Raw genomic sequence first — 24,288 nt, 5'->3', positions numbered from 1 at the left:
ATAGAGTGGCAAAGAGGATTTTTGCCCAATTCAAGTTAGGAAGATTTGAATATTTAAATGAAGGACTCATATCAATGATCTCAAGCAGTTACGCGAATCAAGCAAGTAATTTATTTGGAAACCAGAATTTAAATACGAATATGTATTTTACGCTGGAGAATGTCACTGTTGATTTCGACGGAATCAAGGCCATTTCCAATATCAATTTGCAAATTAGAAAAGGTGAAATTGTCTTTGTTACCGGGGCTTCTGGAGCAGGGAAAACAACACTTCTAAATGTTCTTGCAGGAAACGTTTCACCGACGAGCGGAACGATTAAAATTGATGATCGAGTTTTTACAACACAAGTTTTTCAAGATTTAAGACTGATTGAAAATATGAGTCTAATCGATAATTTACAATTTGCATTTGATCCAAGTGTGTATCGTTCTCGCAAAGAATTTGAGAGCGACTTAAACGAGCTAATTAAAATTCTAGGAATTAAAAATCGCGTAAAACTTAAGGCCAAGGATGCTAATGGGGGACTAAGACAAAAAGTTGCCATCATTCGCGCGCTACTTGCAAAGCCTGACGTATTTATTGCGGATGAGCCATCAAGTTCACTAGACTTTGATAATACAAAAAGACTTTTTGATTTATTAAATATCTATAATGCGAAAAGAGGGACAACTATTATTTGGGCCTCTCATAATCGCGAATTAGTACAACGTTTCACGGGACGAATTATCCACCTAGATAACTCTCGTCTAATCCACTCGGGGCATGCATGTTTTATTTAAAAGAATTAGCTCGTTTCACAAAAAATAATCTTTTTGGGCAAGCGCTTTTTTCTCTTTTAACAATCTCTCTTGTTATTTCTGTTTCTAACTATGACAGTTTTAAAAAGAAGATTTCAAATGCGCTTCCTGCAATTCAAAATGAGTATTACTTTAATGCTCTCGTTGATGGGGATTTAAACACATCAAGTATTTCTAGAAAGATTAAGGGACTACCTGGAGTAAAGGGTGTTGAAGCGATCAGTGCAACAAAGAGCATGGCCGTAACAAACCAACTTAAAGATGTTCTAGAACTTGGAAAAGATGAAATTACTTCAATTATCTCAATGAAGGGTTTAAAAATTATTTTAGATGAGAAAGTTTCGGAGAGTTCGACTAACCTTATTAGAGAATACTTAGTTCGTTTAACAGGTAAGGACAATGTTGTTCTAGGAAGTGTGAGAAAGAAAATTTCAAATTCACAATCTTGGAAAAATGTAATGAATGAACTAAAGAGAAGACCGCTTCAAGTTTTAATCACTGTTCTAGCTCTTTTTTGGGTTGTTGCTTTTATGACTATTAAGCGCAACTTAAAGCAGGTTTCTTACCTTATTGAAAAGTTTCAAAGAAAGAAGAATGTAGCTTTCAAAATGTACACAGTTAATATTATCGCATCAACTCTTATTGGTTGCGCTCTATCATTTGCCTTCTTCTCTCCGGATGAAGTTTTTACATTAATAGTAAGTGCAGCATTATTAACAACTTCTGCGTGGTACACGATCGGGAAACTTGAATGGCAAAAAGCTTAGTTCTTTTCACAGTTCTATTAATTACTTCAGCTTCAATGAGGGCCGAGGCGGCACCAAACTTGAATGCGATTAAAGGGCAGGTAACTGATTCTCGCAGCAAGATCGACAATTACAAAAAGTCGATTCAATCAATCGAAACTCAATTACAGACAAAGAATGAAGACTATCTTCAGGCCATGAAATCAAGACAAGATCTTGATTATCAAATTTTTGAATTAGAAAAAAATCTTAATCAATCTTTATTTGACCTGGAATCAGATAAAGTTCGTGTAAAAAAGACGATTCGTCATGTTGCCTTAAGTTACATGGAAAACTCGACGCACGAAGACCTTGTGAAAAGTCAGCTTCTTTTAAAGTCTCTAAAGAATGAAAAGAAAGAGATTCAATCAAAAATTGATTATTGTACAGACCTAAAAAAGAAGACATTTGAACTTAGAACTCGTTTGAGTGAAACAGTAAAAATAGAAAGAGAGCTTTATACTCTTTTACAAGAGCTTGAAACTCGTAAAAGCTCAACTGTTCAAGAATTCTTAACTGAAAAAGAAAATCACGAAAAGTTAAAATCAGAATATAGTAAGTTAAGAAAATCACAACAACTTGCTAAAAAGAAAGCTCAAGCAAAACTAAAAGTAAGTAAAAACAAAGCAAGTAGCTCTTCGACTAAGTTAGTTGCTAATTTTGCTGTTCCTGTTAAAAAATTTATTTCGACAGAAAATGGCAAGAAAGGAATTACTTATACTGTTAAGAGTGGACAAGAAATTTTTGCAACCAAAGCTGGAAAAGTTGAATATGTAGGTTCACTGGCCAACGTAGGTAATGTGATTATGGTGGATCATGGAAATGATATTCGTAGTATCTATCTTGGTGACTTCGCAGCAAGCGTAAAAAAGGGACAAGCTGTTGATCTTGGCTCATCTGTTGCAAAAACAAGATTCTCAATTAAGAAGGGGAATCTAAGTAAAGTTTATTTTGAAATTAGAAAGAAAAATACAGCACAAAATACAGCACAACTAATTAATAATAAAATTAATATTTAAAATTAGGAATAATAATGAAAAAGCTATTTGTTGCTCTTATGCTTACGGCATTTGTAGCACCTGCTCAGGCAAAGCAAACTGAGAGGTCGCGTTTTGAAAAGCTCGAACTCTTCAATAAAGTTATTCATATCATCGAAACAAATTATTACCGAAAGGTAGATATTGATAAGCTCATTGATGGAGCACTAAAGGGAATGTTTCAAACATTAGACCCTCACTCTGCATTTTTAGATGAAGAAGTATTCAAGAAGATGCAAGAAGACACAAGTGGCGAGTATGGTGGACTTGGAATAGAAGTTACGCAAAAAGATGGTGTTCTTGTCATTACAACTCCAATCGAGGATTCTCCTGCTGAAAAAGCGGGCCTTCTGCCAGGAGATAAAATTGTTGAAATTAATAATGAGTCAACAATTGGTATCACTCTTGATGAAGCCGTTGATCGTATGAAAGGTGAGCTTGGAACTGTTATTAACCTAGGAATCCTAAGAGCTGGTGAAAAAGATATTCGTAACTTCAAGGTAAAGCGCCAAAAGATCAAGACTAAGCCAGTTAAGTCATTTGCAGTAAATAACTATGCTGTTATTCGTTTAAGCCAATTTCAAAAAGATGCAGCTGAATATGTAGTAAAGGCGCTTAAAAAAGAAAAAAAGAAACTTGGAAAGAATTTTAGAGGAGTTGTTCTAGATCTTCGCTCGAACCCAGGTGGACTTTTAAATGAAGCAGTAAATCTTGCTTCAATCTTTTTAAATGATGGAGTAGTTGTTTCGACTGAAGGTCGTGATCCAAAGAATAAAGAAATTCGTTATGTTAAAAAGAGTGGCCATAAAGAACTAGAGATACCTGTTGCTGTATTAATTAACGGCTCAAGTGCTTCTGCTTCTGAAATTGTGGCAGGTGCTCTCCAAGATCACAAGCGTGCTCTAATTGTTGGGACAAATTCTTTTGGAAAAGGAAGTGTACAAACCGTTTCTCAAGTTTCAGAAGAGCAGGGGATTAAACTTACAATTGCCCAGTATATGACTCCTAAGGGAAGAAAAATTCAGGCCCTTGGTATTAAGCCTGATGTTCAAGTTTCACAAGTCGAAGGTGAATTTGTTGAAGAGCATATGTATGATGATGGTGGAGTAAGAGAAGTCGATCTTAGAAATCACTTAACGGCCACTGTTGAAACTGAAGAAGAAAAGGAAGCTCGTCTTAAGCGTGAAAAAGCAGCACGTCTAAAAAGAATTGAAAGAGCAAAAGAAATCAATCAAAAGAAAGATGAATCATCGGTAGCTAGAAAGTATTCGGCCGACAAAGACTACCAAGTTCTTCAGGCAATTAAATTTTTAAACGCAGTCAATAAATTTCAAAATATCTAGTTGAAATCACAGTGGGATGACGCTCTTTGTCTTCCCACTTTGTGCCTTTTTTAACATCATTAAGGGATGAATAATAAAGTCCCATCAGTCTCACAACTCGTAAATCACATTAAGAAAAATCTCGAGTCTAATTATCAAAATATTAGTGTAACAGGAGAGGTTTCAAACCTTAGCTCCTCTGGTGCAGGACATTGGTATTTCTCTCTTGGTGATGGTAGTGCCCTCATGCAAATGGCGCTCTTTAAGATGGATGCCATGAGAAATCCAGTCATTAAAAATATTCGTGCAGGAGATAAAGTTATTGTCTCTGGTTCTGTTTCTGTTTATCCGAGTCGTGGAACTTTTCAGTTAATTGTTAAGCGTATTGTGCCGGCGGGTAAGGGTGATCTTCAGGAACAATTTGAATTATTAAAAAAGAAACTTCAAGCAGAAGGTCTTTTTGATATGAGTTCAAAGCAGCCGATACCGACGATGCCAAAACGCATCGGTGTAATTACGGCAAAGGGAGCCGCGGCCCTGCAAGACTTTTTAAATGTATCTCAAAGAAGATCTGAGTATCATCAGGTTCTTCTTTCACCGGCCCTGGTTCAAGGAGTAAATGCTCCTGCCTCAATTCGTAAGGCCCTTGAAAAACTCATTGCTTATCATTTAAAGGCAAAAGAAGAGGGGCGTACTAAAGATATGTTAGATGTCATCGTTCTCACTCGTGGTGGTGGGTCGATGGAAGACCTCTGGGCGTTTAATGACGAAGCACTTGCTTGGGATATTTATAATTGCCCAATCCCAACGATTAGTGCCGTTGGTCACCAAGTGGACTTTACCATCTCTGATTATGTGGCCGATCTTAGGATGGAGACGCCTTCAGCTGCTGCAGAAGTTCTGACACAAAAATTTATGGCCTTAGATTCTGATATGAATCGCATTCGTAAGGATTTAAAAGGTGCCATGAATATGGAGCTTCGTCGTCGCTATGATGTTCTTTCTGAAACGTCACCGAAGAGTTTCCTCATTGCTCTTAAATCGAAAATTTCAGATTATAAGCATGAGCTTGAGAAGCTAAATCTTATTAAGAGAAAAGAACAGATCCTATCTCTTTATGAATATACTTTTGAGCTTGATCGCCTTAGTCGTCAGCTCGTAAAAGCAATCCAAAATAAAATTGTGAATTATAAAAATAAGAATATGGAATTTGAAAAAATTCTCGGTGCCTTAAATCCTAAAAATGTTCTAACTCGTGGATATGCCTATACTCAAATTGGCGATAAAGTTATCAGTAGTGCCAAAGACATGGCAAAGCTTGAAAATGTCGATGTGGATATTCACTACGCTGACGGTAAGGTGACTCTTCATAAAGGAGTTAACTAGTGAGTGCATCTCTTGGCTTTCAAGATAGTGAAGTTAATTCGCCTAAACAAAATTTTTACTACCACTCAAATATAGAGATTGATGAAGAGCTGGAGCGCAATCTAAACTATTCTGGATTTAGCTCTAGTGATTATGAATTTGATTTTTCAATTGAATCTAGTATCCCTCTAATTGTTAAGTTAGAAGACCACATTATTGAGATTGAAACCATCGAGAATCTTAAAGAGCTTCTTCATTTCAAAAGAGAGCTTGCAAGAGTCTTTAAATTAAACTCTAGTATGGCCAGTGCCAATTTAGATGAAATGGAAATCGCAGGTCTTTATCTTGAAAAGGTATATCAAGATAATGATGAGAATTTTATAGCTGAACTTTTTAAGATTTCTGAAGTCAAAAATGAATTTAATATTAAGGTAATCGATAAGATCGATTCACATCTTTACCCTGTTAAAGAAGACTATTGCTTTGAAGATAGTACTTCTTATTATCTACTTACTGTTAAAGGGGATAGGGAAGAAGCTTTTTTGGCCGCACAAGCGATCGCCAATGTTATTCAATTAATTAATGTTAACCAAGAAGAGCTTTCAAGTGAGCAGTTAGGTGTTACAGACCTAATTAACAAATTGTCATATCCTGTTGTTATTTTGAGTGATGATGGTATCGTTCACTATCATAATGATCACTTTCTAAAGCTTGGTATCACACCAAATAATCTTATTAAGAATATTGATTCAGGATGGTTAGATATTGGTGATCAAAAGTATAAAATTCTTTCAAGTACAACTTCTAATTTAAAAACAATTTGTCTTGTTAAACAGGAATTCAATTATACAAAGTCTCACTCTGAACTTGGTATTATTACAAGCTCGATTGCCCACGAACTCAATAACCCGCTAGCGGGAATTCTTGCTGCCATTAATATGTTAGAACTTGAAGAGTGGGAAGAAGACGATTTAACAATCCTAAATGAAATGAAGGCATCAGCAAATCGTTGTAAAAATTTGATCAATACCTTCCTCGGTTTCGCCAAGGTTAACGATCAGCTAAGTCGCCAAAGTACTTTCTCTAGCATTCTTCAACAGGCGATCTCGCTACTAAGCAATCGAAAAATAGAATCGGGAATATCGATTCATACAAATATTTCAAATGATCTCAAAGAATATGCCATCAGTGGTGCGAGTCTTCCAATCATTCTCTACTTAATCCTAAGTGAGATGATGACGCTTAAAAATCACGAACTCTTAATTGATGCTAGCTCTAACTCAATCGATTGTAACTTCTATCGTAGTGAACACGATATCATTCTTACGGTTAAGAATCTCAATATCGAAGGACAAAAGAGTAAGATCTTAAACCGCTTAATCATCCACTTACTTGCACTTGAAAATTCACGGGTTGAAATTCATGGGCAGGATATTGTGATTTATAATTTGGTCTGATTAAATAAACGCTTCCGGATAATTATACTTATTCGGATTCACTTCAATGAACTTATCAAGTTGAGTAAAGAAGAAGTCCTTATTCTTAAGGGCAAATGAATCCTTAAAGATCATAAGCTCGCGTTCTTGGCGCAGGTTCTTTGCCATATAAAGATTAACAAGTTCCTGCAGCATTTCAGGGAAGTGAATTTCTTTAAGCTTCTGCGCTTTCTTGCGATTAGACTTTGAGTTGATATATTGAATTAGCTTCTTGTCGTGACCAGGGTAGCGAAAGATTAAACCTTGTCTAATCCCTAGGGCGCCAAGAGGGTAGATTGTATATTGTTCCGGCACAAGGTGATTCATAAGAACGAAGTCAGCTTGCTTGATTTTTTGAAGCTCTTCTTTGTACTCGGCCTTTAGTTCTTCTTTCGTACCGTCTCCAATCAAATTTTGACGAAGCATTGTGATGGCCTCTTCTTGATCGGCTTCATCCATTTTATTAAATGAATGATTAAAGCGAATAAGGGCCTCTAGAATTGGTCCACTAAGTTTAATGGAAATAGTTTGCCATTCGAGATCTTTAATACGCTCACTAATGAATTGAATCTCATTATCTTTGTTCGTACATGGGAAAGAGAAGAGGATCACTCCGTTTTGTCCTTTTACTGTAATAACAAAAGGAGCAAAAATCTTTTTCATCTTTGCTACGATCTCTTCGTGCTCACTTGTATCTTTTTTAAAGTTACAAAGATCAAGCTCGTAGCGATTCTTAGGGTAGTAAAGATGATTGATCTTCTTAATGTCTTTTTCAATAAAGATATTGAGATAGTTTAAGAAGAGTTGCGCCGTCGCGATAGCATCATCAAGGGCACGGTGTGCCTTTTGGTGAGAAATATTAAAAATACGCGACATATAGTTTAGATTCGAGTTCATGAGAGTTGGAATAAGATACTTCGTCATAAGGTTTGTACACAAACCCTTATTCTCAAGTTGCTTTCTTCCAAGCCTTTCTAAAACTGAATTTAAAAATGGAATATCAAATGAAGAGTTGTGAGCGATAAGAACTCGGTCACCAATAAACTCTAGAACTTCATCAATAACGGCATCAATTATTGGTGCGCCCTCAACTTCATCTTGTGTGATGGAAGTTAGCTTTTGAATGAAGTCTGGGATTTTTCTTTCTGGATTGATAAGAAAGCTTTTTTGAGCTCCTACTTCCAGGTTATCGATTTGGACAAGTCCAATTTCAATGATTTTATCTTTTTTCTGGTTTCCACCAGTCGTTTCTAAATCGAAGACGCAGAAGCTCATGTCTGCTAGCATTTTCTTTGAAGAATGTGTTTCCATCAATAATCCATGAAAGCCGAGTATTCACTCGTGGTTAGGTATTGAATAGATTATAGCAAAGTTCTCCCCACCGAGGTAGGGAGAAATTATGATTTTTTTATTTGATATTTGAGATAACTTCTTCAAGAAGCTCTAGAAATTTCTTCATTACACGAGCGGCCTCGTGCTTAATATCATCGTGATTTAGTTTAGTATTCTCAATCCCTGCTGCCATATTTGTCACACAAGAGATACCAAGAACATCAAGTCCCATGTGGTTAGCAGCAATACACTCTTGTACTGTCGACATTCCAACAAGGTCTCCACCAAAATTACGATACATACGAATTTCCGCAGGTGTTTCATAAGTTGGTCCCATTACACCAACATAAACACCCTCTTTAAGATCATATGAAATATTCTTTGCCGAAGCATGTGCAATTTCTTTAAGAGCAGGTGACCATGCATAAGTCATATCTGGAAAACGAGTTCCTAGCTCTTCAATATTTTCTCCCACAAGACAGTTTTCACCAGTTAAGTTTAAGTGATCTGTAATTAGAACAAGTGAACCAGAGCTGTAATCTAAATTAATTCCACCAGCAGCATTTGTGATGATTAGATTCTTAATACCAAGTGTTTTTAAAACGCGAACAGGAAAAACAACTTCATCAAGAGAGTGGCCTTCATAGCGGTGAATACGTCCTTGCATAACAGCTACAACTTTTCCACCTAGCTCACCCATAACAAGTTGACCTTTGTGGCCCTTAACTTTTGTCTTTTTAAAACCTGGGATTTCTTCGTAGCTGATTTCAACTTTGTTTTCTAAAAGGTTAGCAAATTCACCAAGTCCTGAACCTAGGATAACTCCAATATCAGGTGCCTTGTCATATTTGCTTTGGATATAACTTTTTGTCTCTTCTAGTCTTTTAAAAATTGCGTGCATACGTACCTCTAGATTTCCTTCACTTCAAAGATTAACTTACTTGCTTTAGGCTTAGCAGTTGTAACTTTAATATCTTTCTTTAAGTCTGCAAGGATAGTTTCAACTTGTTTCTTCTGATCTTTGTTATGGTAGATCTCAACAAGTGCTTCACCTTTAGAAACCTTGTCACCAACTTTCTTATTAAGAATAAAACCAACTCCAAAGTCGATCTTATCAGTTGCTTTTGCACGTCCACCACCAAGGCTTACACAGTGTAGGCCCATGTTCTTGCAAGCAATCGCAGAAACGTAACCATTCTTAGTTGCGCTAAATACAGTCTTCTCTTTTGCTAGAGGTAGGCGAGAGTAGTCGTCACAAACTTTTTCGTCTCCACCTTGAACCTTAATAAGGTTTTTGAAAACTTTAAGTGCTTTTCCATTATCAATTACTGCTTGCGCTTTCTTTTCACCTTCTTTAAGTGAATCAGCTTTTCCTGCAATATAGATCATTGCACCTGCAAGCTTAACACTGATATCAGTTAAGTCTTTTGGACCGTTACCTTTTAGTGTCTCAATTGATTCGATGATCTCTAGAGAGTTACCAATATACTGACCTAGTGGTTGATTCATATCTGTAATCATTGTGATCATACGCTTATCAAAGCGCTTTGCTGTATCACGAAGACTTTTTGCAAGTGCTTTTGCATCCTTGATATTATCCATGAATGCACCGTCACCAACTTTAATATCCATCACGATACCATTAGCACCTTCTGCTAATTTCTTACTCATGATTGATGCTGTAATTAATGGGATTGATTCAACTGTTCCCGTTACATCTCTTAGACCGTAGATGATTTTGTCAGCAGGAGCGATATCCTTTGTTTGACCAATAAGAACGATCTTCTCTTTATTAAGTTGCTTTTTGAATTGTTCAAGAGTTAGTTCAGTTTTGAATCCTTTAATCGATTCAACTTTATCAACTGTTCCACCTGTATGGCCTAAACCACGTCCGGCCATCATTGGAACCTTAACTCCGCATGCCGTAGCGATTGGGCCAAGAATGAACGATGCCTTGTCTCCAACACCACCAGTTGAGTGTTTGTCGATCACGTTCACTCCTGAGAACTTTAGCGTCTTTCCAGAGTAAAGCATGGCATCTGTAAGAGCGGCAGTTTCTTTTACGCTCATACCATTTAAGTAAATGGCCATTAGTAGTGCAGACATTTGATAGTCAGCAACATCACCATTTGTAATCCCATTTATGAACCACTTAATTTCTTCATCTGTTAATTTTTTACCATCTCTTTTTTTTGAGATGATCTGATATGCGCTAAAATTTTCCGACATAGTATTCCTTTTAAAAATTTAATTCCCTAATAATTCCTGTGCATTTATTGCATCAAATTACTTATGCGTATAGAATAGTAAAAGGGTCATTATAGACACGGCCATTAGAGGTGGCAATGATGAAACTTAATGCGTAGCGCAGGGATTTTAAGGTTTTAGAAATGTTCAAAAAAATTATCATTATATGTTTAGCTCTTACATTTTCATTCTCTTCATTTGCACAAACAAATTTTAAGGAAGAAGGATTACGTGACTTAACAACTGTTGCTGGTCTTGGCCTTGGTGGAGCTATTCTTGGTCTGTCGACATTATCTTTTGTTGAGGAGCCTAAGGATCACCTTAAAAATATTCTCGTTGGTGCTGCTGTAGGGATTGTTGTTGGTGTTGGTGTTGTGGCCTACAATCAAGCTGCAAAGTCGCAGGCGACAATTCGTCAAACGGGCTACCGTGACTTTGATACGACTAGTCGTCTTAATTGGCATGCGTCAAATACGGCACAAGATATCAAAGAGTTTAATGCTGTAAATCCAAAAGTTGGTTGGTCGTTTAACTTCTAATTATTCTTTTTTATTGTCCATTTATGCTCAAACCTATACTCTAAGGCTAATTTTAGAATTAATTTAATTTAGTTATAGGGTATTCCATGGAAAGAGTTATTTCGGCATTTGGTTTGATCGTTATGGTTGGTGTTGCTTTTGCATTATCAAATAACCGTAAGAAAATTAATTGGCGTCTCGTTCTTTCTGGCTTAGCTCTTCAGATCTTCTTTGGTCTCATCATTCTAAAAACTGATGTAGGGCAAAACTTCTTTGAAGGTGCACGTGGTTTTTTCACTGCAATTCTAAATTATACTAACGAAGGTTCAGGCTTTATCTTTGGTCCACTTTCAAATGTTCCAAAATTCGGCTTTATTTTCTTTGTCATGGTTCTTCCGACAATTATTTTTATGTCTTCATTAATGAGTGTATTTTATCACTTAGGTATCATGCAGGTTGTTATTAAGGCTTTTGCTAAAGTCATGTCAGTTGTGATGGGGACATCGGGAGCTGAGTCTCTAGCGGCCGCTGCCAATATCTTTGCTGGGCAAACTGAGGCACCACTTGTGGTAAAGCCACTGGTTTCAAAAATGACACAATCGGAACTTATGGCGCTAATGACTGGTGGAATGGCCACTGTTGCAGGTGGGGTTCTTGCTTCATATGTTGGTTTTGGAATTGATGCTGCACACTTACTTTCGGCATCAGTTATGTCGGCTCCAGCGGCACTTGTTTGTGCCAAGCTTATGGTGCCAGAGACACAAGAGTCTCTAACTCAAGGTGACTTAAAATTAGATTTAAAAGATAACAGTGTAAATTTAATCGATGCTGCGGCCAATGGTGCAAGTGAAGGTGTAAAGCTTGCCATTAATGTTGGTGCAATGTTGATTGCAATCATTGCTCTTGTAGCAATGTTCAACGGTGCTCTTGGCCTAATCACAGGTTGGTTTGGTTTTGAAGGAATTACTCTTGAGCTAATCATGGGTAAATTATTTGCTCCATTTGCTTGGTTATTAGGTGTTGAGTGGAAGGATGCGGAAATCGTGGGAATGCTTCTTGGTAAGAAGTTAGTACTAAATGAGTTCGTGGCCTACTTAGACCTTAAGGCGAATATGGGTAACCTATCGGAGCGCTCAATTACTATTGCAACGTATGCCCTTTGTGGTTTTGCCAATTTCTCATCAATTGGGATTCAAATTGGTGGAATCGGTGGGATCGCTGAAAACCGTAAGCAAGACCTTGCAAAGCTAGGTGTGAAGTCTCTAATTGCAGGGACACTTGCATGTTTCATGACGGCCTGTATCGCTGGTATCTTCATTTAATTCTAATTTATTTTAATGATTGATTAGTTGAGTAGGGTAACGCGGAATATTATATCTTCTAGCGCAAAACCTTGCCCAGACGTACAATTATTAGTAGGTTAAAGTCTTTGGCTTGAGCTATGCTCGCCGACTTGCCTCGTGTTTTTATTGCATATTTCGATTTGAGTTTAAAAGGAATATATATGTCTAAAGATTTAATTATTAACAAAACAGTTAACGAGTGGCGTGCTGTTTTGATGGAGAATGGTGAAATTCTCGACTTCCTAATGGAGAGAACTAAGCCAACGACAACGCCGCATCCACGCCTTGGGAATATCTACCGAGGAAAAGTATTAAGAGTTTTACCAGGAATGCAGTCTGCATTCGTTGACATCGGCTATTCAAAAGCAGCTTTCCTCTACGTTGATGATGCTTATCTTCCGACTCTTGATGAGCAAAGAGAGATGGCAAAGAAGGCCGAGGAAATTAAGAAAGAGAAGAAAGAAAATGGTCTTGTGATTCCTGATGAGTTAGCAACTCTTTCAGAGTCGATGGATATGAAAATGCGTCCAGAGTCTGCAACGATTGAATCATTCTTAAAAGAAGGGGATGAGATCATTGTTCAAGTTGCAAAAGAGCCTATTTCAACTAAAGGTCCACGTGTTACTCGTCATGTAACAATCCCTGGGCGCTATGTTGTTTATATGCCTTTTATTGAGCACACTGGTGTTTCTCGCCGTATTGAAAATGAGGAAGAGCGTGATCGTCTAAAAGAGATGCTTGAGACAATTCGTCCAGAAGGTAAGGGTGTTATTGCTCGTACTGTTGCGGAAGGAAGCTCATATAAAACTCTTAAGTCTGACTACGATATGCTGACAAAAATTTGGAAAGAGGTGCAAAAGAAATCTGAAAAAGAAAAAGCACCTGCGCTTTGTTATGAAGACTTAACTTTTATTCAACGAGTTTTAAGAGATATTACAGATGAAGATGTTGATAATATTATTATCGACGATAAAGACGGTGTGAAAGAAGTTGAAAAATTTGCAACAAAGTATCTTCCACAAATTAAGGGGAAGGCAAAATTCTTTGATGAAACAAATCCGATCTTTGAAAAATTTGGTGTTGATATTGAAATTGAAAGGGGACTAAGCAATAAGGTTTACCTTCGTTCAGGTGGTTCACTAAATATCGACCAAACAGAGGCCCTTGTTTCAATCGATGTTAACACGGGTAAATTTGTCGGACGAAAAACATTAGAAGAAACAATTCTTCGCACTAATCTTGAAGCAGTTAAAGAGATCGCTTATCAGCTAAGACTTAGAAACTGTGGTGGGATTATTATTATCGACTTTATCGATATGGAAAAAGTTGAAAACCGCGAAGCTGTTTATAACTCACTAGTAGACGCTCTTAAGAAAGATCGTTCAAAAACAAAAGTCCTTCCTATTTCCGAACTAGGGCTTGTTGAGATGACTCGAAAGAGAACTCGTGACACTCTTACACGTATCATGTGTGAGCCTTGTCCATACTGTGAAGGAAATGGAATTGTAAAAACAGTAAATACGATTTGCTATGAGATTGTTCGTGAACTTGGAAAGAAAATTCGCAACAATCCAGAGTCAAAGAAGATATCAATTTATGCTCACCCAGAAGTGACGGCATCTCTTTGTGGCGAAGAGCTTGATATTATCGAAACGATGGAAGAGGTATTCAGCGTTAATCTTCAGATTCGCTCGGAGAACTCTTATCACGTTGAACAATACGAAATATTCTAGCTGCATGGGTGCCTAAGGCACCCTTACTTGCTTTTAAGGTTTTACTGATATGAGAGCACTTCTATTCCCATTACATAAAGTTTCATATCAGGCGATCTTAAAAAAGCCCCTCAATATTTTTGAACCACGCTACATACATATGATTCATGAAGCAGAGAAAACTAATACACCTGTCGCTTTGGCCTATGCGACTTTGCAAGATGCTGATGAAGAAGCTGATACCATTGGAATTGACCATGAAAAGTATCATGCGGTAAAGAGAGTTGTGGGGCTTGGCCGCGTACAAATTCTTCAAAAATCAAAAGATGGAACAATGCTTGTTGTTCTTGAGCCTCTTTTTAAAGGTCTCATCATGGACGTCTATAATGAAGAGCTTCCATTTAATACAATTGAAGTCGACCCGATTACAGAGTTTTTAACAGTGATGCCTGAGCACATGATTTCACTGCAAAGGCTTGGTCTCGTTTTTCGTCATTGGGCAAAATCATTTTTTAAAAATCAAGTTGAGTACGATGCCCTCATGGAAGCAACAAAAGATCCTGTTGTTTTAATCGGGGCCATTACTGAATTTGTGGTTACTTCGCCAGATCTAAAGCAGGGAATTCTTGAAATCGATGATATCAACGCTAAGATCGACGTCCTTCTTGAATGGCTCGACTAAAGTAGTACGCGCCACCTTTTCGAGAATTCAGTAGTTTAGGTTGTTCTCTTTTGAATAAATTGAAAAAAATTCGCATATTTAGGCTATTTTACGCTCATTCGAGGGATATTATTACCGTCGCTATCATCTAAGTGTCTGAAACTACATACCTCTGCCCCTCCTTGTATTGTCCAACGTATTGTAATCACGTAAAGGTGGCGCGTACCCGAAGTCGCTTTACACAAAGCGCTGTTGCTGATAGATTAGCACCACATTTGACCGTTAATTTACTCGCTTCCCTGTGGTAGGGAGGCCAATAATAACTATTGTCCAGGAGATAAAGTATGATTTATGAGTTAGCATTAGTAGCTCACGCGGGCGCAACTGAAGAGCAACAAACTAGCCTTAAAAACCTAGTAGCAGAAGTTGTAAAAAATTACGAAGGTGAAGTCCTTTTAACTGATGATTGGGGAATGAGAACATTTGCTCAAACTGCCAAGAACGGTGCTAAAACAGGTAACTACATCTATTTCATCGTTTCAGGTAACAAAGACCTAAACACAGAACTTCAAAGACGTTTCAAAATCAACGAAGACGTTCACAAGTATCTAATCATTAAACTAGCAGACAACAACGCAGACGCAGAAGCTGTTGTTAAAGCTTACAAAACTCCATTCTCAAAAGCTCACCCAGGTTCACAAACTGATGAACTAGAAAAAGGTGCAGAAAAAGATAAGAGAAGATTTGCTAAGAGAAAGAACTGTTGGTTCAAAGCAAACAGCATCACTGCAGACTGGAAAGATCCAAAAACTTACAACTGGCTTATCAACGAGTTTGGTAAAATTCAACCAGCAAGAGTTACAGGTGTTTCTACTAAGCACCACAGATGGGCACAATCTGCAATTAAGAGAGCAAGAAATATTGGTCTAGTATCTCACGTTAGAGGTGACTTCGCTCACTAAGAGCGTTGAGAACTTAGTCTTAAGGGAATTAGAAAAAGATAATGAACGATAAGAAACCAAACACATTTACACTTATCTCAAAAGATAACTTCACAATTGGGAAGTTACTTTTCTTATGTGTAGTGAGTTTGATCTTAAGTGTTGCTTATCCACTAGGTGTATTTTCACCACTTCCAGTGGCATTCGCTTTCTTAATCTATGGAAACTTAAAGACGCTTGTGACTTTCGGTGTAATGATCGTTCTTTGCTTTATTGCTGCACAATCGAACGACTCTTTTTTAATCCTTGCTAACTCGGCGTACGTTTTATTCTACGCTGTTATCATTGGTTACTTGAGTGCCGCTACGATTTTACGCAATGAAGATCCTGTAAAAGGATTATTAAAGAGAGGATTTATACTTCTACTTGTGATCTTCGGACTTTTGGGAACAATTGAAGTGATTTTTCCTTCAACAATCTCGACGACGATTACAACTTCAGTAAATGAAGGTTTGTCACAATTAAAGAATTCACCAGATTATAAAGAATTAATTGCTCGCGGTGGTGAAGTCGCAGCAACTTACCAAAGTGTTTTTGAAAACCCAGAAGATATCATTAAGAGAATCTATCAATGGGGCTTCTCTGTTATTTTTGTAAGTACGTTCTTTATTTTATGGTTAACAGTTTTCATGCTTTTAAGAAATGCAAAGTTATGGAAAATGCTTCATGGCTACAAATTTGGTCTAAAGCACTTTGTGCGCTTTCAAGTGCCAGAGTACTTTGCCCTTATCGTAGTTATTGGGCTAGCTCTCTTCTTAGGTGGAGAGTATATTGGTGGTGAGATTGTTGAGGTGATTGGCCTTAATATCTTACTTTGCTTAGGAATATTCTATTTCTTTCAAGGAATGGGTGTTTACTTAGACTTCTTAAAATATATTAAGGTGACTGGGTTTGTTCGCTCAATTCTTGCGATTATGACTATTTTCTTTGCTCATCGTTTTATTGCGATTGTTGGCCTATTAGACTATTGGGTCAACTTTAGAAGATTTTTTAAAAATAATAAGGAGATATAAAATGAAAGTTATTCTTAAAGAAACTGTAAAGTCTCTTGGTAACGTTGGTGAGATCGTTAACGTTTCAGCTGGTTATGCAAGAAACTTCCTAATTCCAAATGGTGCTGCAGTTCTAGCTGATGAATCAAACACAGCTCAGGTTAAGCACTTTGAGAAACTACTTGCTAAGCAAGTTGAAGCTGATAAAGCATCTGCAACAAAAGTTGCTGGTGCAATCAATGGACTAAACATTGAACTTATCAAAAGAGTTGGTACTAACGGTAAACTATTTGGTTCTGTTACTACTCACGAACTTTCTCTTGAACTAGGTAAACTAGGTCACGATGTAGAAAGAAGACACCTTCTTCTAGAAAACCCAATCCGTGCGATTGGTAGCTACGAAGTTAAAGCTAAAGTTTTCGCAGGTGTAGATGCTACTTTTACAGTAACTGTAAAAATGGATCCAGCTCAAGAAGAAGAAAACAAGAAAAAAGCTGAAGAACTTGCTGCAATGAAAGCTGCTCAAGAACTTCTTGCTAAAGAAGCTGCTGAAGCTGCTGCTTCTGGTGACAACTCAGGTGAGATGTCTGAAGAAGAAAAGCTTAAGATGGAAGCTAATAGAATCCTAAGAAGCTAATTTTTTTCTTATATTAAAGAGGGGGGCTTTAAGCCTCCCTTCTTTTTTCTAATCATATTATGGGGCAGAATATGGTTGAGCAAAACAACTCGAACAACGCAAGAACACTTCCAAACGATACTCTTTCTGAGAAATCTCTACTTTCATGCTTAATTTTAGATAGTATGTCATTTGATGAAATCTCTGATTTAAAATTAGAGGGAAAGGATTTTTATAATCCGAAATATGGAATTGTATTCGATGCCATTAAAGATATGGTTCACTCGAATAACCCTGTTGATTACGTAACAATTTGTTCATATCTTTCAGACCACAATCGCCTTGATGAAATTGGTGGTCAGAACTTCATTCTTGATATTACAGAAGATCAGGTATCAAGTGCAAACCTTCGTCACTATGCAAAGACTGTAAAAGACAAGGCGTCTCTTAGAGACCTCGTTCGCCAAGCTAGAAAGGTAGCGGACAAAGGTGCAACTTTCTCTGGAAATGCACAAGACTTCATTCAGGAAGTAGAATCAATCTTCTTTGGTCTTACAAACGAGGCCAAGCAAGGAAGTATGATTAAGCTTAATGAGTGTCTAAAAGAAAACATTAAAGAAATTGAAGATACATCGCGCGTTGCCGGTGAGATTCATGGTGTACCGACTGGTTATGGTGCCCTTGATAAGTTATTACTTGGTATGCAACCTGGTCAGTTAATTATTCTAGCTGCCCGTCCTGCCATGGGGAAGACTGCTCTTGCTCTAAACGTTGCACAGAATGCTTGTGAGTTCTCAAAACTTCCAGTTGCTCTTTTCTCTCTGGAGATGATGGCCAAGGAACTTTCAATGAGACTTCTAACTCAACGTGCGAAGATCGATTCAAAAAGAATTCGTACAAAAGAGTTCCTTGAAACAGATTTAAGAAAAATTGGGCAGGGGATTCAGCAACTTGCTGATATGCCAATTTATATTAATGATAATGCTGGGACAAACCTTCTCGATATTCAGTCTGCTTGTCGTAAGATCAAAGCATCTGAAGGTCTGGGACTTGTGGTTATCGACTACCTTCAGCTAATGAGTTCACACAATAAGATGCTTCCTCGTGAACAGCAGATTGCGGAAATTTCAAGGGGCCTAAAGAATATGGCCAAAGAACTTGAGTGTCCGGTAATCGCACTTTCACAGCTTAACCGTGGGGTTGAATCTCGTCCTAACAAACGTCCAATGACTTCGGATCTTCGTGAATCTGGATCAATTGAGCAGGATGCGGATATTATTATGTTCGTATATCGTGATGAATATTATAACCCTGATACAAAAGATCAGGGGATTGCAGAAGTTATCGTTGGTAAAAACCGTGGTGGTGAAGTTGGAACTGCAAAGCTAACATTCGTTGGTGCGCATACAAGTTTCGAAAATATCGCCTATGCACAAGACGATGGCAGAAACTAGTCAATCGACTTACGCTCTCTTTAAACATGAAGAAGGCTTCTTAAAACTTGAGAGGCCTTCAAAATACCTTCATATAACAAATAAGAAAATTTACGATCGACTCCGTCAAACTGAACAGGACTTCTCTGTTGCTGCTTTAAAAGACTTATTAGGACACTGCTGGCATGTGCAATCTCTGCATTATGAATTAGGCCATTACTTTTTGTCTGATGCCCCTTACTTTGAAGAAGAGCTAAGCCTTGCAACACTTATAAACTTTGAAGAGAAAAGCATTATAAGGCCTACAGAAGCCCATAAGAAAACGACAGCTACTGTAGAGAAAATTATTACTAAAGATGAGTATGAAAATCTATTTCATAAGACATATGAAAATTTATTGGCCGGAAATTGTTACCAGCTAAATCTAACTTCTCTTATCGAGTTAAAAATTTCAAATACAGATGATCTGATTAATACATTTTTAAGTATAGAGCTTTATCCCAAGCTCGGTGAATTTGCACATATCCTAAGTCTTCCATTTGAAGAGCGTCTCGTTATTAGTAATTCTCCAGAATGCTTATACGAGTATGACCAGGAAAGAAAAAAACTCACAACAAGACCAATCAAGGGAACTGTGGCCGATCATCTTGGCAAAGACTTCTTAATTAACGACGTCAAAAATACAAGTGAACTCAATATAATTACAGACCTCTTAAGACATGATCTGTCTGCCATTGGAAAAAACTTTTCAAAAGTTGAATCAATGCGCGAATTTTTTTATGTGCCAGGACTTATTCATCAGTACTCTAAAATAAGTGTAGAGCTAGAAGAGTGCAACAACCTCTCTTTAGTTACCTCCCTGTTTCCAGGAGGAAGTATCACTGGTGCACCGAAGAAAAGAGTCGTTGAATTGATAAAAAATATCGAAAACAAAGACCGAGGAATTTACACAGGTTCTACCATTTTAAATTTTGACAATATTTATAAATCATCTATAAATATCCGTTCTTTAGATATTGCATCATCTTCTAACCTCGCTCTATACGGGGCAGGAGGAGGAATCACTCTACTAAGTGACGCTGAGAGCGAATTCTTCGAACTAAAAGCCAAAGCTAATAGCTTTCTTAAGGTTTTCTTTAAGGATGTAAAAATCTAATAAATTCTTACATCTGTTTTGTTAGTTTTGACATTCAAATATCACGCTAGATATGATTTTTTTGTGACAAAGTGAAGCAAAGGATTGCTCCAACATGGATCGTTGAAAATTTGTCGCAGGAGAGGGAAGTCAATGGATATGACAAACAACACAACACAGACAACACAGAACAAAGATACTCACAACAAGGACGTTATGGTGCAATTAAATGATTTAGTTGAAATCTCAGGTGTACCAACTGATTTCATTAAGAAAGAGTTAATGCTTGATGATACTGTTTCAATGGATGAATTGAGATCAAAAATGCTTAAGTTTCTCGACACAACATTTCAAGAGAATGGTGTCGATACTTCTAAAGTAAAATAGTCAGTTAATCTTTTGGAAACATAGGACTTGTTTCTCAATAATCTCCTTAATGCCCTTCTTATTAAGCTTAGGTTTAGTGAGAGGGGCATTTTTTTATTCTCCTTACTGAACATCTTCAATCGGTAGAAATTTCCACAACTATGCAATTTAAAGTGCTTACTAAAATTTTATTAAGGTAAGACTTCTCATTTCCGATACTTAGAATGAAATAGGAAAATTTTCATAGGAATGTTGTATGGATATAGCATCAGTCATTGGATTAGTATTAGCAGTAGGTGGAATCATGGGTTCCATTATGTCAGGTGGGGCGATCTCAATTTTCATTGATGTCCCTTCAGTACTTGTTGTTGGTCTAGGTCTAATCGGAGTAACTCTTTATCGTTGGCCAATGGAGGTTGTAAAAGGTCTTGTTGCAATTGCAATGAAATCGATCTTCTTCACGCCAGTTGATCCTAAAGACAAAATTAACAAAATTAAAGAACTAGCAGAGCTTGCCAGACGTGAGTCAGTTTTTGCTTTAGAGAAAGCTGAAATTGATGATCCGTTTATGAAGAAGGCGATGACTCTTGCAGCGGATAACAGACCTCCTGAAGTTATTGCTTCGATTCTCCAAATGGATATTGATTCAATGGAGTCTCGTCACAAGACTGGGGCAGATGTTTTTGATGGTGTTGCGGCAGATGGCCCTGCTATGGGAATGATCGGGACCCTAATCGGTCTGGTACAGATGCTTCAGAACCTTTCAGATCCGTCGGCGATTGGTCCGGCCATGGCCGTTGCCCTTCTGACAACGTTCTATGGTGCGATTATTGCCAACGTTTTTGCAGGACCTGTTAAAAATAAAATTTCATACCGATCACAAATGGAACTTATGTCCATGAGTATTGTAGTAGCGGGAACACTTGGAATTGTTGCAGGTGAAAACCCTCGTATGATTATTGAAAAACTTAATTCATTCCTTCCGCCAAGTGAAAGATCTGCTTCGGATGAAGGTGAAGAATAGGCTTAAAACCAATAAAAAAACCAGTATTTGAGGAATAAATACTAAAGGTAATCAAGGAGTAAGAAATGGCAGATGATAGTGCTGCAGTAGTAGATGATGGTGGTAAAGCAAAGTGTCCTGAGTGTGTTCCTGGCCTTCCGGGGTGGATGGCTACATTCTCTGACCTTGTAACACTTCTACTAACATTCTTCGTACTACTTCTTTCTTTTGCAAAGACTGAGACTGCTAAGTATGAAGCGGCCCTTGGTTCAATTCGCAATGCCTTTGGTGGTAACGTTCTTCAGCAGGGTGAAGTTATTCAAAAGGGGAAGTCTCCTGATAACTTTCCAACAATGATGGAATCACAAACTCCAATCAAACCATTTCCAATTGAATTTCTTACAATGGAAGGGTTACTTGATAAACACGAAATTAATCGTGGCTCTGAAGAAGTTTTAAAAAATATGCGCCACGACCTTAAGGAATTTAACTTAAGCGAAAATGTGACAGTATATGAACAATCTGAAGGGATCGTTGTTCGTATAAAAGATAAAATCTATTTTAAACGCGGCTCTGTTGAAATTGAATCAACAAAGATTGCGGTATCTTCTTATCAGCGAATGATTGATCTTCTTAAAAAGCGAAATTGGAAAGTCTTTGTTATGGGTTATGCTGCTCGCGGTGAAGTTTCTAATGATGGTAAGAGTGATGCTCTTGAGTTATCATCGGCCCGTGCCACTGCGGCCACAAAATCTCTCATTAGAAGAGGGATCAATCCAGAAAGAATTTCAACGGTATTTTATGGTGATACTCGTTTAACCGATCTTCCTGGTCGATCTCAAATGGAGATTGATAATGAAAATCGTAAAGTTGAATTTATGATAAGAAAACGTGATCTAGAAGATAATGGCCACAAAGTTGAAGCACAATAATAATTTCTGTAATCTCACTGAAAAAGATACATTAAAGGAGTTCCTTAAAGGGGAGCTCCATTTTTCCAATAAAGCAATCAAGACCTCTTATATATCAAAGGTTGCGCTACAGTCGCATCTTGCTCCTAAGAGTGAGCTATATCTGCCAAGAGACCTTTTAAATCGCTATCACGTCAATCCTATCTACACAGGAGTTGCTATTGAAGTGATTTATGAGGATGATATTTTTATCGTTTTAAATAAGCCACAGGGGATCCACGGACACCCTATGGAGTATAGTGAAACAAATACTGTTCTTAATTTCATGCGTGATCACTTTAATCTTCCAAGCCTTGGAAATCCTCGCTCGGATTATGAGAAGGGCCTTTTATATCGCCTTGATAAGTTAACGAGTGGTGTGCTTATCTATATTAAAGATGAGCTCATCCATGAGAATCTTCGTAATTCTTTTTCTCAAATTGCAAAAGAGAAGACTTACTTGGCCGTCGTAAGTGGCAAGCTTGAAGAGAGTTTACATCTAACAGATCGTCTCGTTTCAAGTGGAATTAAAGGTGAGAAGATGATTGTGAATGATGTTGGAGTGGAAGCGACTTTAAAGGTAGATTCTCTCTACTATCACGAAAGAAAGAATCTTACGTTAGTTAGGGTTACACTCAACGAAGGACATCGCCATCAGATACGTGTTCAACTTTCTAATGCTGGCCTTCCAATTATCGGGGATCCGCTTTATAACGAAGAATATAATAAAGAACAAGATAAGCGTCTTTATTTACACGCATTTCAGTATTGCTTAGACGTTAATGGACACACGACTTGTTTTAAAGCAGAGAAGGCAGACTTATTCTGCGACCTCTTGGACTTGGATAGTCTGATGGATGTGGCGAGCTAGGTTATTCTTATTCTTAAGAGTCTTTAACTTCACGACATATTTCCCTTCTGAAAGAGAAGAGAGAATCATTTTTGGGTGAACAAGTTTCACAACGACCATCATCGTACGCTCAAGACTTTCATCCATAGCATAGCGTGAAATTGAAATATAAGAATTGGCCAACGCCTTATACATTTCTTGGCGAAGGATTTCTTTGTCAGTGCCTTCTGGAACGATCTTTTCATCAACAGGAATTGTCACTTCGAGATTATTTTTATTACATTCAATCTTCCAAGAAGGGTGCATATACTTATCAAGACGCACTTTTACTGAACGACATGAAGTTGCAAGCATACTATCCGCTCTTTTTTGAAAGGCACCGTTTTCTCTTAACTGAAAGATAAAGATAATAAATATTAATATTCCGAATCCTAGTACTGGATTTCTAAGTAGTGATTTCAATACCATAGCAATATTATCGCACTAAATTTTATAAAAATCACTAAAGGAAATGATGGCCATATCCGATAAATATAGTAGGTTATTTAAGGAGCTGTAATGACGTCATTTTCGTCTATGGAAGATCAAAATTTTTGGAATATTTTGTTTAATTTAGAAGAAATTAGAAAGCCAATCAGTTTGGTTACTTTCCTAAGAAAAAATCACATTAATCGAGATGAATTCTATATGTTCTATGAGAAGTCTCACTTTTATGGGTTGTCGATTGATCTGCGCCCTAAGGATGATGAATTCTTATTAATGCCACTTTCTTGGCGAAGAGATTATGGAGATGTACTACTGGAAAATACTTCACATCGTGAATTGATCAAAGATATCCAGGCCGCTTGTAAAGAAGGAAGAGTGTGTGAGTTTACTTTCTTAGATCAATCAAAAAAGAAAGTTAGACCTTGGCGAGTCGTTCTTTCTCAAAATCTATATAAAGTCATTAGTGAAGATGTTGTGACTAAGAAATTAATCACTATTGATATGAACGAAGTCGATGATATTGAATTTCAAGAATTCGACTACTCTTCCATGTATTCACGATTTGAAATTGAAGAATATATCAATGCCTTAAGACATATTGATGGAAGTGACCAGCGCTTAGTCCTAAAGTTAAATTATGGCTTTGAGTTACCTCCAATTAGTAATTTAATCTTTCTTGGTCATCCATACTCAACAACAAATCAGTATGGAGAAATCATTTGGGCGGCCTCAGTTGAAAAGTCACTATACTTATTTGACTGGCTATATTCAATGCGCGATCAAATTGAAATTCTTGAACCAAGTTGTATTAAAGAAGATTTTGAGGAGTTTTGCCAGAAAAGAAGAAATGCTGCATAATCCG

Annotated in this window: 24 protein-coding genes; 20 read left to right on the top strand and 4 right to left on the bottom strand. The window is 37.3% G+C overall.

Annotation, left to right across the window (positions count from 1 at the left end):
- The first annotated feature begins 5 nt into the window (after positions 1 to 5).
- The 6 genes from ACMAYL_RS06325 to ACMAYL_RS06300 all read left to right on the top strand — a co-directional run bounded on the left by ACMAYL_RS06325 (position 6) and on the right by ACMAYL_RS06300 (position 6,763).
- Positions 6 to 779, top strand: a complete 774-nt coding sequence (locus tag ACMAYL_RS06325) for a cell division ATP-binding protein FtsE (protein ID WP_146037737.1) — start codon at positions 6 to 8, stop codon at positions 777 to 779.
- Positions 767 to 1,564 (top strand): hypothetical protein, encoded by a 798-nt coding sequence (locus tag ACMAYL_RS06320; protein ID WP_103216374.1) that lies wholly within the window; start codon positions 767 to 769, stop codon positions 1,562 to 1,564. The genes ACMAYL_RS06325 and ACMAYL_RS06320 overlap by 13 nt, the downstream gene beginning before the upstream one ends.
- Positions 1,549 to 2,601 (top strand): murein hydrolase activator EnvC family protein, encoded by a 1,053-nt coding sequence (locus ACMAYL_RS06315; RefSeq protein ID WP_392990925.1) that lies wholly within the window; start codon positions 1,549 to 1,551, stop codon positions 2,599 to 2,601. Before ACMAYL_RS06320 ends, ACMAYL_RS06315 begins: the two co-directional genes overlap by 16 nt.
- A 14-nt stretch (positions 2,602 to 2,615) precedes the next feature.
- Entirely contained in the window at positions 2,616 to 3,962 is a 1,347-nt protein-coding gene (locus tag ACMAYL_RS06310; RefSeq protein WP_103216376.1) for a S41 family peptidase, read from the top strand.
- A gap of 66 nt (positions 3,963 to 4,028) precedes the next feature.
- On the top strand, positions 4,029 to 5,327 hold the full coding sequence (gene xseA, locus ACMAYL_RS06305; protein ID WP_392990927.1) for an exodeoxyribonuclease VII large subunit: 1,299 nt from the start codon (positions 4,029 to 4,031) through the stop codon (positions 5,325 to 5,327).
- A complete protein-coding gene (locus ACMAYL_RS06300; protein WP_412470882.1) occupies positions 5,327 to 6,763 on the top strand; it encodes a histidine kinase dimerization/phospho-acceptor domain-containing protein in 1,437 nt (478 codons plus the stop codon). Before xseA ends, ACMAYL_RS06300 begins: the two co-directional genes overlap by 1 nt.
- On the opposite strand, the gene ACMAYL_RS06295 is transcribed toward ACMAYL_RS06300, so the two are convergent.
- From ACMAYL_RS06295 to ACMAYL_RS06285, 3 genes are all read right to left on the bottom strand, one after another.
- Positions 6,764 to 8,092 carry a PolC-type DNA polymerase III gene (locus tag ACMAYL_RS06295; RefSeq protein WP_412470881.1) on the bottom strand — a complete coding sequence of 443 codons (1,329 nt, stop codon included), beginning with the start codon at positions 8,090 to 8,092 and terminating at the stop codon, positions 6,764 to 6,766.
- A gap of 97 nt (positions 8,093 to 8,189) precedes the next feature.
- Positions 8,190 to 9,014: a purine-nucleoside phosphorylase gene (locus tag ACMAYL_RS06290; RefSeq protein ID WP_103216380.1), complete on the bottom strand. Its 825-nt coding sequence runs from the start codon at positions 9,012 to 9,014 to the stop codon at positions 8,190 to 8,192.
- A gap of 8 nt (positions 9,015 to 9,022) precedes the next feature.
- Entirely contained in the window at positions 9,023 to 10,342 is a 1,320-nt protein-coding gene (locus tag ACMAYL_RS06285; RefSeq protein ID WP_412470880.1) for a thymidine phosphorylase, read from the bottom strand.
- A 161-nt stretch (positions 10,343 to 10,503) separates the two neighbouring features.
- Between ACMAYL_RS06285 and ACMAYL_RS06280 the strand changes: the two genes are divergently transcribed.
- The 13 genes from ACMAYL_RS06280 to ACMAYL_RS06220 all read left to right on the top strand — a co-directional run bounded on the left by ACMAYL_RS06280 (position 10,504) and on the right by ACMAYL_RS06220 (position 22,961).
- A complete protein-coding gene (locus ACMAYL_RS06280; RefSeq protein ID WP_103216382.1) occupies positions 10,504 to 10,899 on the top strand; it encodes a hypothetical protein in 396 nt (131 codons plus the stop codon).
- Positions 10,900 to 10,985: 86 nt separating this feature from the next.
- Positions 10,986 to 12,200: a NupC/NupG family nucleoside CNT transporter gene (locus ACMAYL_RS06275; protein ID WP_103216383.1), complete on the top strand. Its 1,215-nt coding sequence runs from the start codon at positions 10,986 to 10,988 to the stop codon at positions 12,198 to 12,200.
- Positions 12,201 to 12,382: 182 nt separating this feature from the next.
- Positions 12,383 to 13,954: an Rne/Rng family ribonuclease gene (locus ACMAYL_RS06270; protein WP_103216384.1), complete on the top strand. Its 1,572-nt coding sequence runs from the start codon at positions 12,383 to 12,385 to the stop codon at positions 13,952 to 13,954.
- A 49-nt stretch (positions 13,955 to 14,003) separates the two neighbouring features.
- Complete coding sequence (locus ACMAYL_RS06265; protein WP_103216385.1) at positions 14,004 to 14,615, top strand: LON peptidase substrate-binding domain-containing protein; 612 nt, start codon at positions 14,004 to 14,006, stop codon at positions 14,613 to 14,615.
- Between the two features lie 323 nt (positions 14,616 to 14,938).
- Positions 14,939 to 15,556, top strand: a complete 618-nt coding sequence (gene rpsR, locus ACMAYL_RS06260; RefSeq protein WP_103216386.1) for a 30S ribosomal protein S18 — start codon at positions 14,939 to 14,941, stop codon at positions 15,554 to 15,556.
- Between the two features lie 41 nt (positions 15,557 to 15,597).
- Positions 15,598 to 16,608 (top strand): DUF2232 domain-containing protein, encoded by a 1,011-nt coding sequence (locus ACMAYL_RS06255; protein ID WP_103216387.1) that lies wholly within the window; start codon positions 15,598 to 15,600, stop codon positions 16,606 to 16,608.
- Position 16,609: 1 nt separating this feature from the next.
- Positions 16,610 to 17,224: a 50S ribosomal protein L9 gene (gene rplI, locus ACMAYL_RS06250; protein ID WP_103216388.1), complete on the top strand. Its 615-nt coding sequence runs from the start codon at positions 16,610 to 16,612 to the stop codon at positions 17,222 to 17,224.
- Positions 17,225 to 17,295: 71 nt separating this feature from the next.
- Complete coding sequence (gene dnaB / locus ACMAYL_RS06245; protein ID WP_233189671.1) at positions 17,296 to 18,657, top strand: replicative DNA helicase; 1,362 nt, start codon at positions 17,296 to 17,298, stop codon at positions 18,655 to 18,657.
- Entirely contained in the window at positions 18,644 to 19,792 is a 1,149-nt protein-coding gene (locus tag ACMAYL_RS06240) for a chorismate-binding protein (RefSeq protein WP_412470879.1), read from the top strand. Before dnaB ends, ACMAYL_RS06240 begins: the two co-directional genes overlap by 14 nt.
- A gap of 132 nt (positions 19,793 to 19,924) precedes the next feature.
- Positions 19,925 to 20,158, top strand: coding sequence for a hypothetical protein (locus tag ACMAYL_RS06235; protein ID WP_021266251.1), 234 nt, complete (start codon positions 19,925 to 19,927; stop codon positions 20,156 to 20,158).
- Positions 20,159 to 20,393: 235 nt separating this feature from the next.
- Positions 20,394 to 21,161 (top strand): motility protein A, encoded by a 768-nt coding sequence (locus ACMAYL_RS06230; protein ID WP_103216391.1) that lies wholly within the window; start codon positions 20,394 to 20,396, stop codon positions 21,159 to 21,161.
- A gap of 65 nt (positions 21,162 to 21,226) precedes the next feature.
- Positions 21,227 to 22,072 (top strand): flagellar motor protein MotB, encoded by an 846-nt coding sequence (locus tag ACMAYL_RS06225; RefSeq protein WP_103216392.1) that lies wholly within the window; start codon positions 21,227 to 21,229, stop codon positions 22,070 to 22,072.
- Positions 22,047 to 22,961 (top strand): pseudouridine synthase, encoded by a 915-nt coding sequence (locus tag ACMAYL_RS06220; RefSeq protein ID WP_103216393.1) that lies wholly within the window; start codon positions 22,047 to 22,049, stop codon positions 22,959 to 22,961. Before ACMAYL_RS06225 ends, ACMAYL_RS06220 begins: the two co-directional genes overlap by 26 nt.
- On the opposite strand, the gene ACMAYL_RS06215 is transcribed toward ACMAYL_RS06220, so the two are convergent.
- The gene (locus ACMAYL_RS06215; RefSeq protein ID WP_146037738.1) at positions 22,911 to 23,408 is read right to left on the bottom strand and encodes a hypothetical protein; all 498 of its coding nucleotides are present in this window, start codon (positions 23,406 to 23,408) and stop codon (positions 22,911 to 22,913) included. The two genes, ACMAYL_RS06220 and ACMAYL_RS06215, sit on opposite strands and share 51 nt — an antisense overlap.
- Before the next feature lie 90 nt (positions 23,409 to 23,498).
- Between ACMAYL_RS06215 and ACMAYL_RS06210 the strand changes: the two genes are divergently transcribed.
- Positions 23,499 to 24,284, top strand: coding sequence for a WYL domain-containing protein (locus ACMAYL_RS06210; protein ID WP_412470878.1), 786 nt, complete (start codon positions 23,499 to 23,501; stop codon positions 24,282 to 24,284).
- The last annotated feature ends 4 nt before the right edge of the window (positions 24,285 to 24,288 follow it).

The sequence above is a fragment of the Halobacteriovorax sp. RT-2-4 genome (genome assembly GCF_047085445.1).
Lineage (GTDB): Bacteria > Bdellovibrionota > Bacteriovoracia > Bacteriovoracales > Bacteriovoracaceae > Halobacteriovorax_A.
This window is presented reverse-complemented; position numbering and strand designations above follow the sequence as displayed.

Coding starts and splice junctions, on each gene's coding strand:
- ACMAYL_RS06320 (WP_103216374.1), top strand. CDS start 767: ATGTTTTATTTAAAAGAATTAGCTCGTTTCACAAAAAATAATCTTTTT.
- ACMAYL_RS06315 (WP_392990925.1), top strand. CDS start 1,549: ATGGCAAAAAGCTTAGTTCTTTTCACAGTTCTATTAATTACTTCAGCT.
- ACMAYL_RS06310 (WP_103216376.1), top strand. CDS start 2,616: ATGAAAAAGCTATTTGTTGCTCTTATGCTTACGGCATTTGTAGCACCT.
- xseA (WP_392990927.1), top strand. CDS start 4,029: ATGAATAATAAAGTCCCATCAGTCTCACAACTCGTAAATCACATTAAG.
- ACMAYL_RS06295 (WP_412470881.1), bottom strand. CDS start 8,092: ATGGAAACACATTCTTCAAAGAAAATGCTAGCAGACATGAGCTTCTGC.
- ACMAYL_RS06290 (WP_103216380.1), bottom strand. CDS start 9,014: ATGCACGCAATTTTTAAAAGACTAGAAGAGACAAAAAGTTATATCCAA.
- ACMAYL_RS06285 (WP_412470880.1), bottom strand. CDS start 10,342: ATGTCGGAAAATTTTAGCGCATATCAGATCATCTCAAAAAAAAGAGAT.
- ACMAYL_RS06280 (WP_103216382.1), top strand. CDS start 10,504: ATGTTCAAAAAAATTATCATTATATGTTTAGCTCTTACATTTTCATTC.
- ACMAYL_RS06275 (WP_103216383.1), top strand. CDS start 10,986: ATGGAAAGAGTTATTTCGGCATTTGGTTTGATCGTTATGGTTGGTGTT.
- ACMAYL_RS06270 (WP_103216384.1), top strand. CDS start 12,383: ATGTCTAAAGATTTAATTATTAACAAAACAGTTAACGAGTGGCGTGCT.
- ACMAYL_RS06265 (WP_103216385.1), top strand. CDS start 14,004: ATGAGAGCACTTCTATTCCCATTACATAAAGTTTCATATCAGGCGATC.
- rpsR (WP_103216386.1), top strand. CDS start 14,939: ATGATTTATGAGTTAGCATTAGTAGCTCACGCGGGCGCAACTGAAGAG.
- ACMAYL_RS06255 (WP_103216387.1), top strand. CDS start 15,598: ATGAACGATAAGAAACCAAACACATTTACACTTATCTCAAAAGATAAC.
- rplI (WP_103216388.1), top strand. CDS start 16,610: ATGAAAGTTATTCTTAAAGAAACTGTAAAGTCTCTTGGTAACGTTGGT.
- dnaB (WP_233189671.1), top strand. CDS start 17,296: ATGGTTGAGCAAAACAACTCGAACAACGCAAGAACACTTCCAAACGAT.
- ACMAYL_RS06240 (WP_412470879.1), top strand. CDS start 18,644: ATGGCAGAAACTAGTCAATCGACTTACGCTCTCTTTAAACATGAAGAA.
- ACMAYL_RS06235 (WP_021266251.1), top strand. CDS start 19,925: ATGGATATGACAAACAACACAACACAGACAACACAGAACAAAGATACT.
- ACMAYL_RS06230 (WP_103216391.1), top strand. CDS start 20,394: ATGGATATAGCATCAGTCATTGGATTAGTATTAGCAGTAGGTGGAATC.
- ACMAYL_RS06225 (WP_103216392.1), top strand. CDS start 21,227: ATGGCAGATGATAGTGCTGCAGTAGTAGATGATGGTGGTAAAGCAAAG.
- ACMAYL_RS06220 (WP_103216393.1), top strand. CDS start 22,047: ATGGCCACAAAGTTGAAGCACAATAATAATTTCTGTAATCTCACTGAA.
- ACMAYL_RS06215 (WP_146037738.1), bottom strand. CDS start 23,408: ATGGTATTGAAATCACTACTTAGAAATCCAGTACTAGGATTCGGAATA.
- ACMAYL_RS06210 (WP_412470878.1), top strand. CDS start 23,499: ATGACGTCATTTTCGTCTATGGAAGATCAAAATTTTTGGAATATTTTG.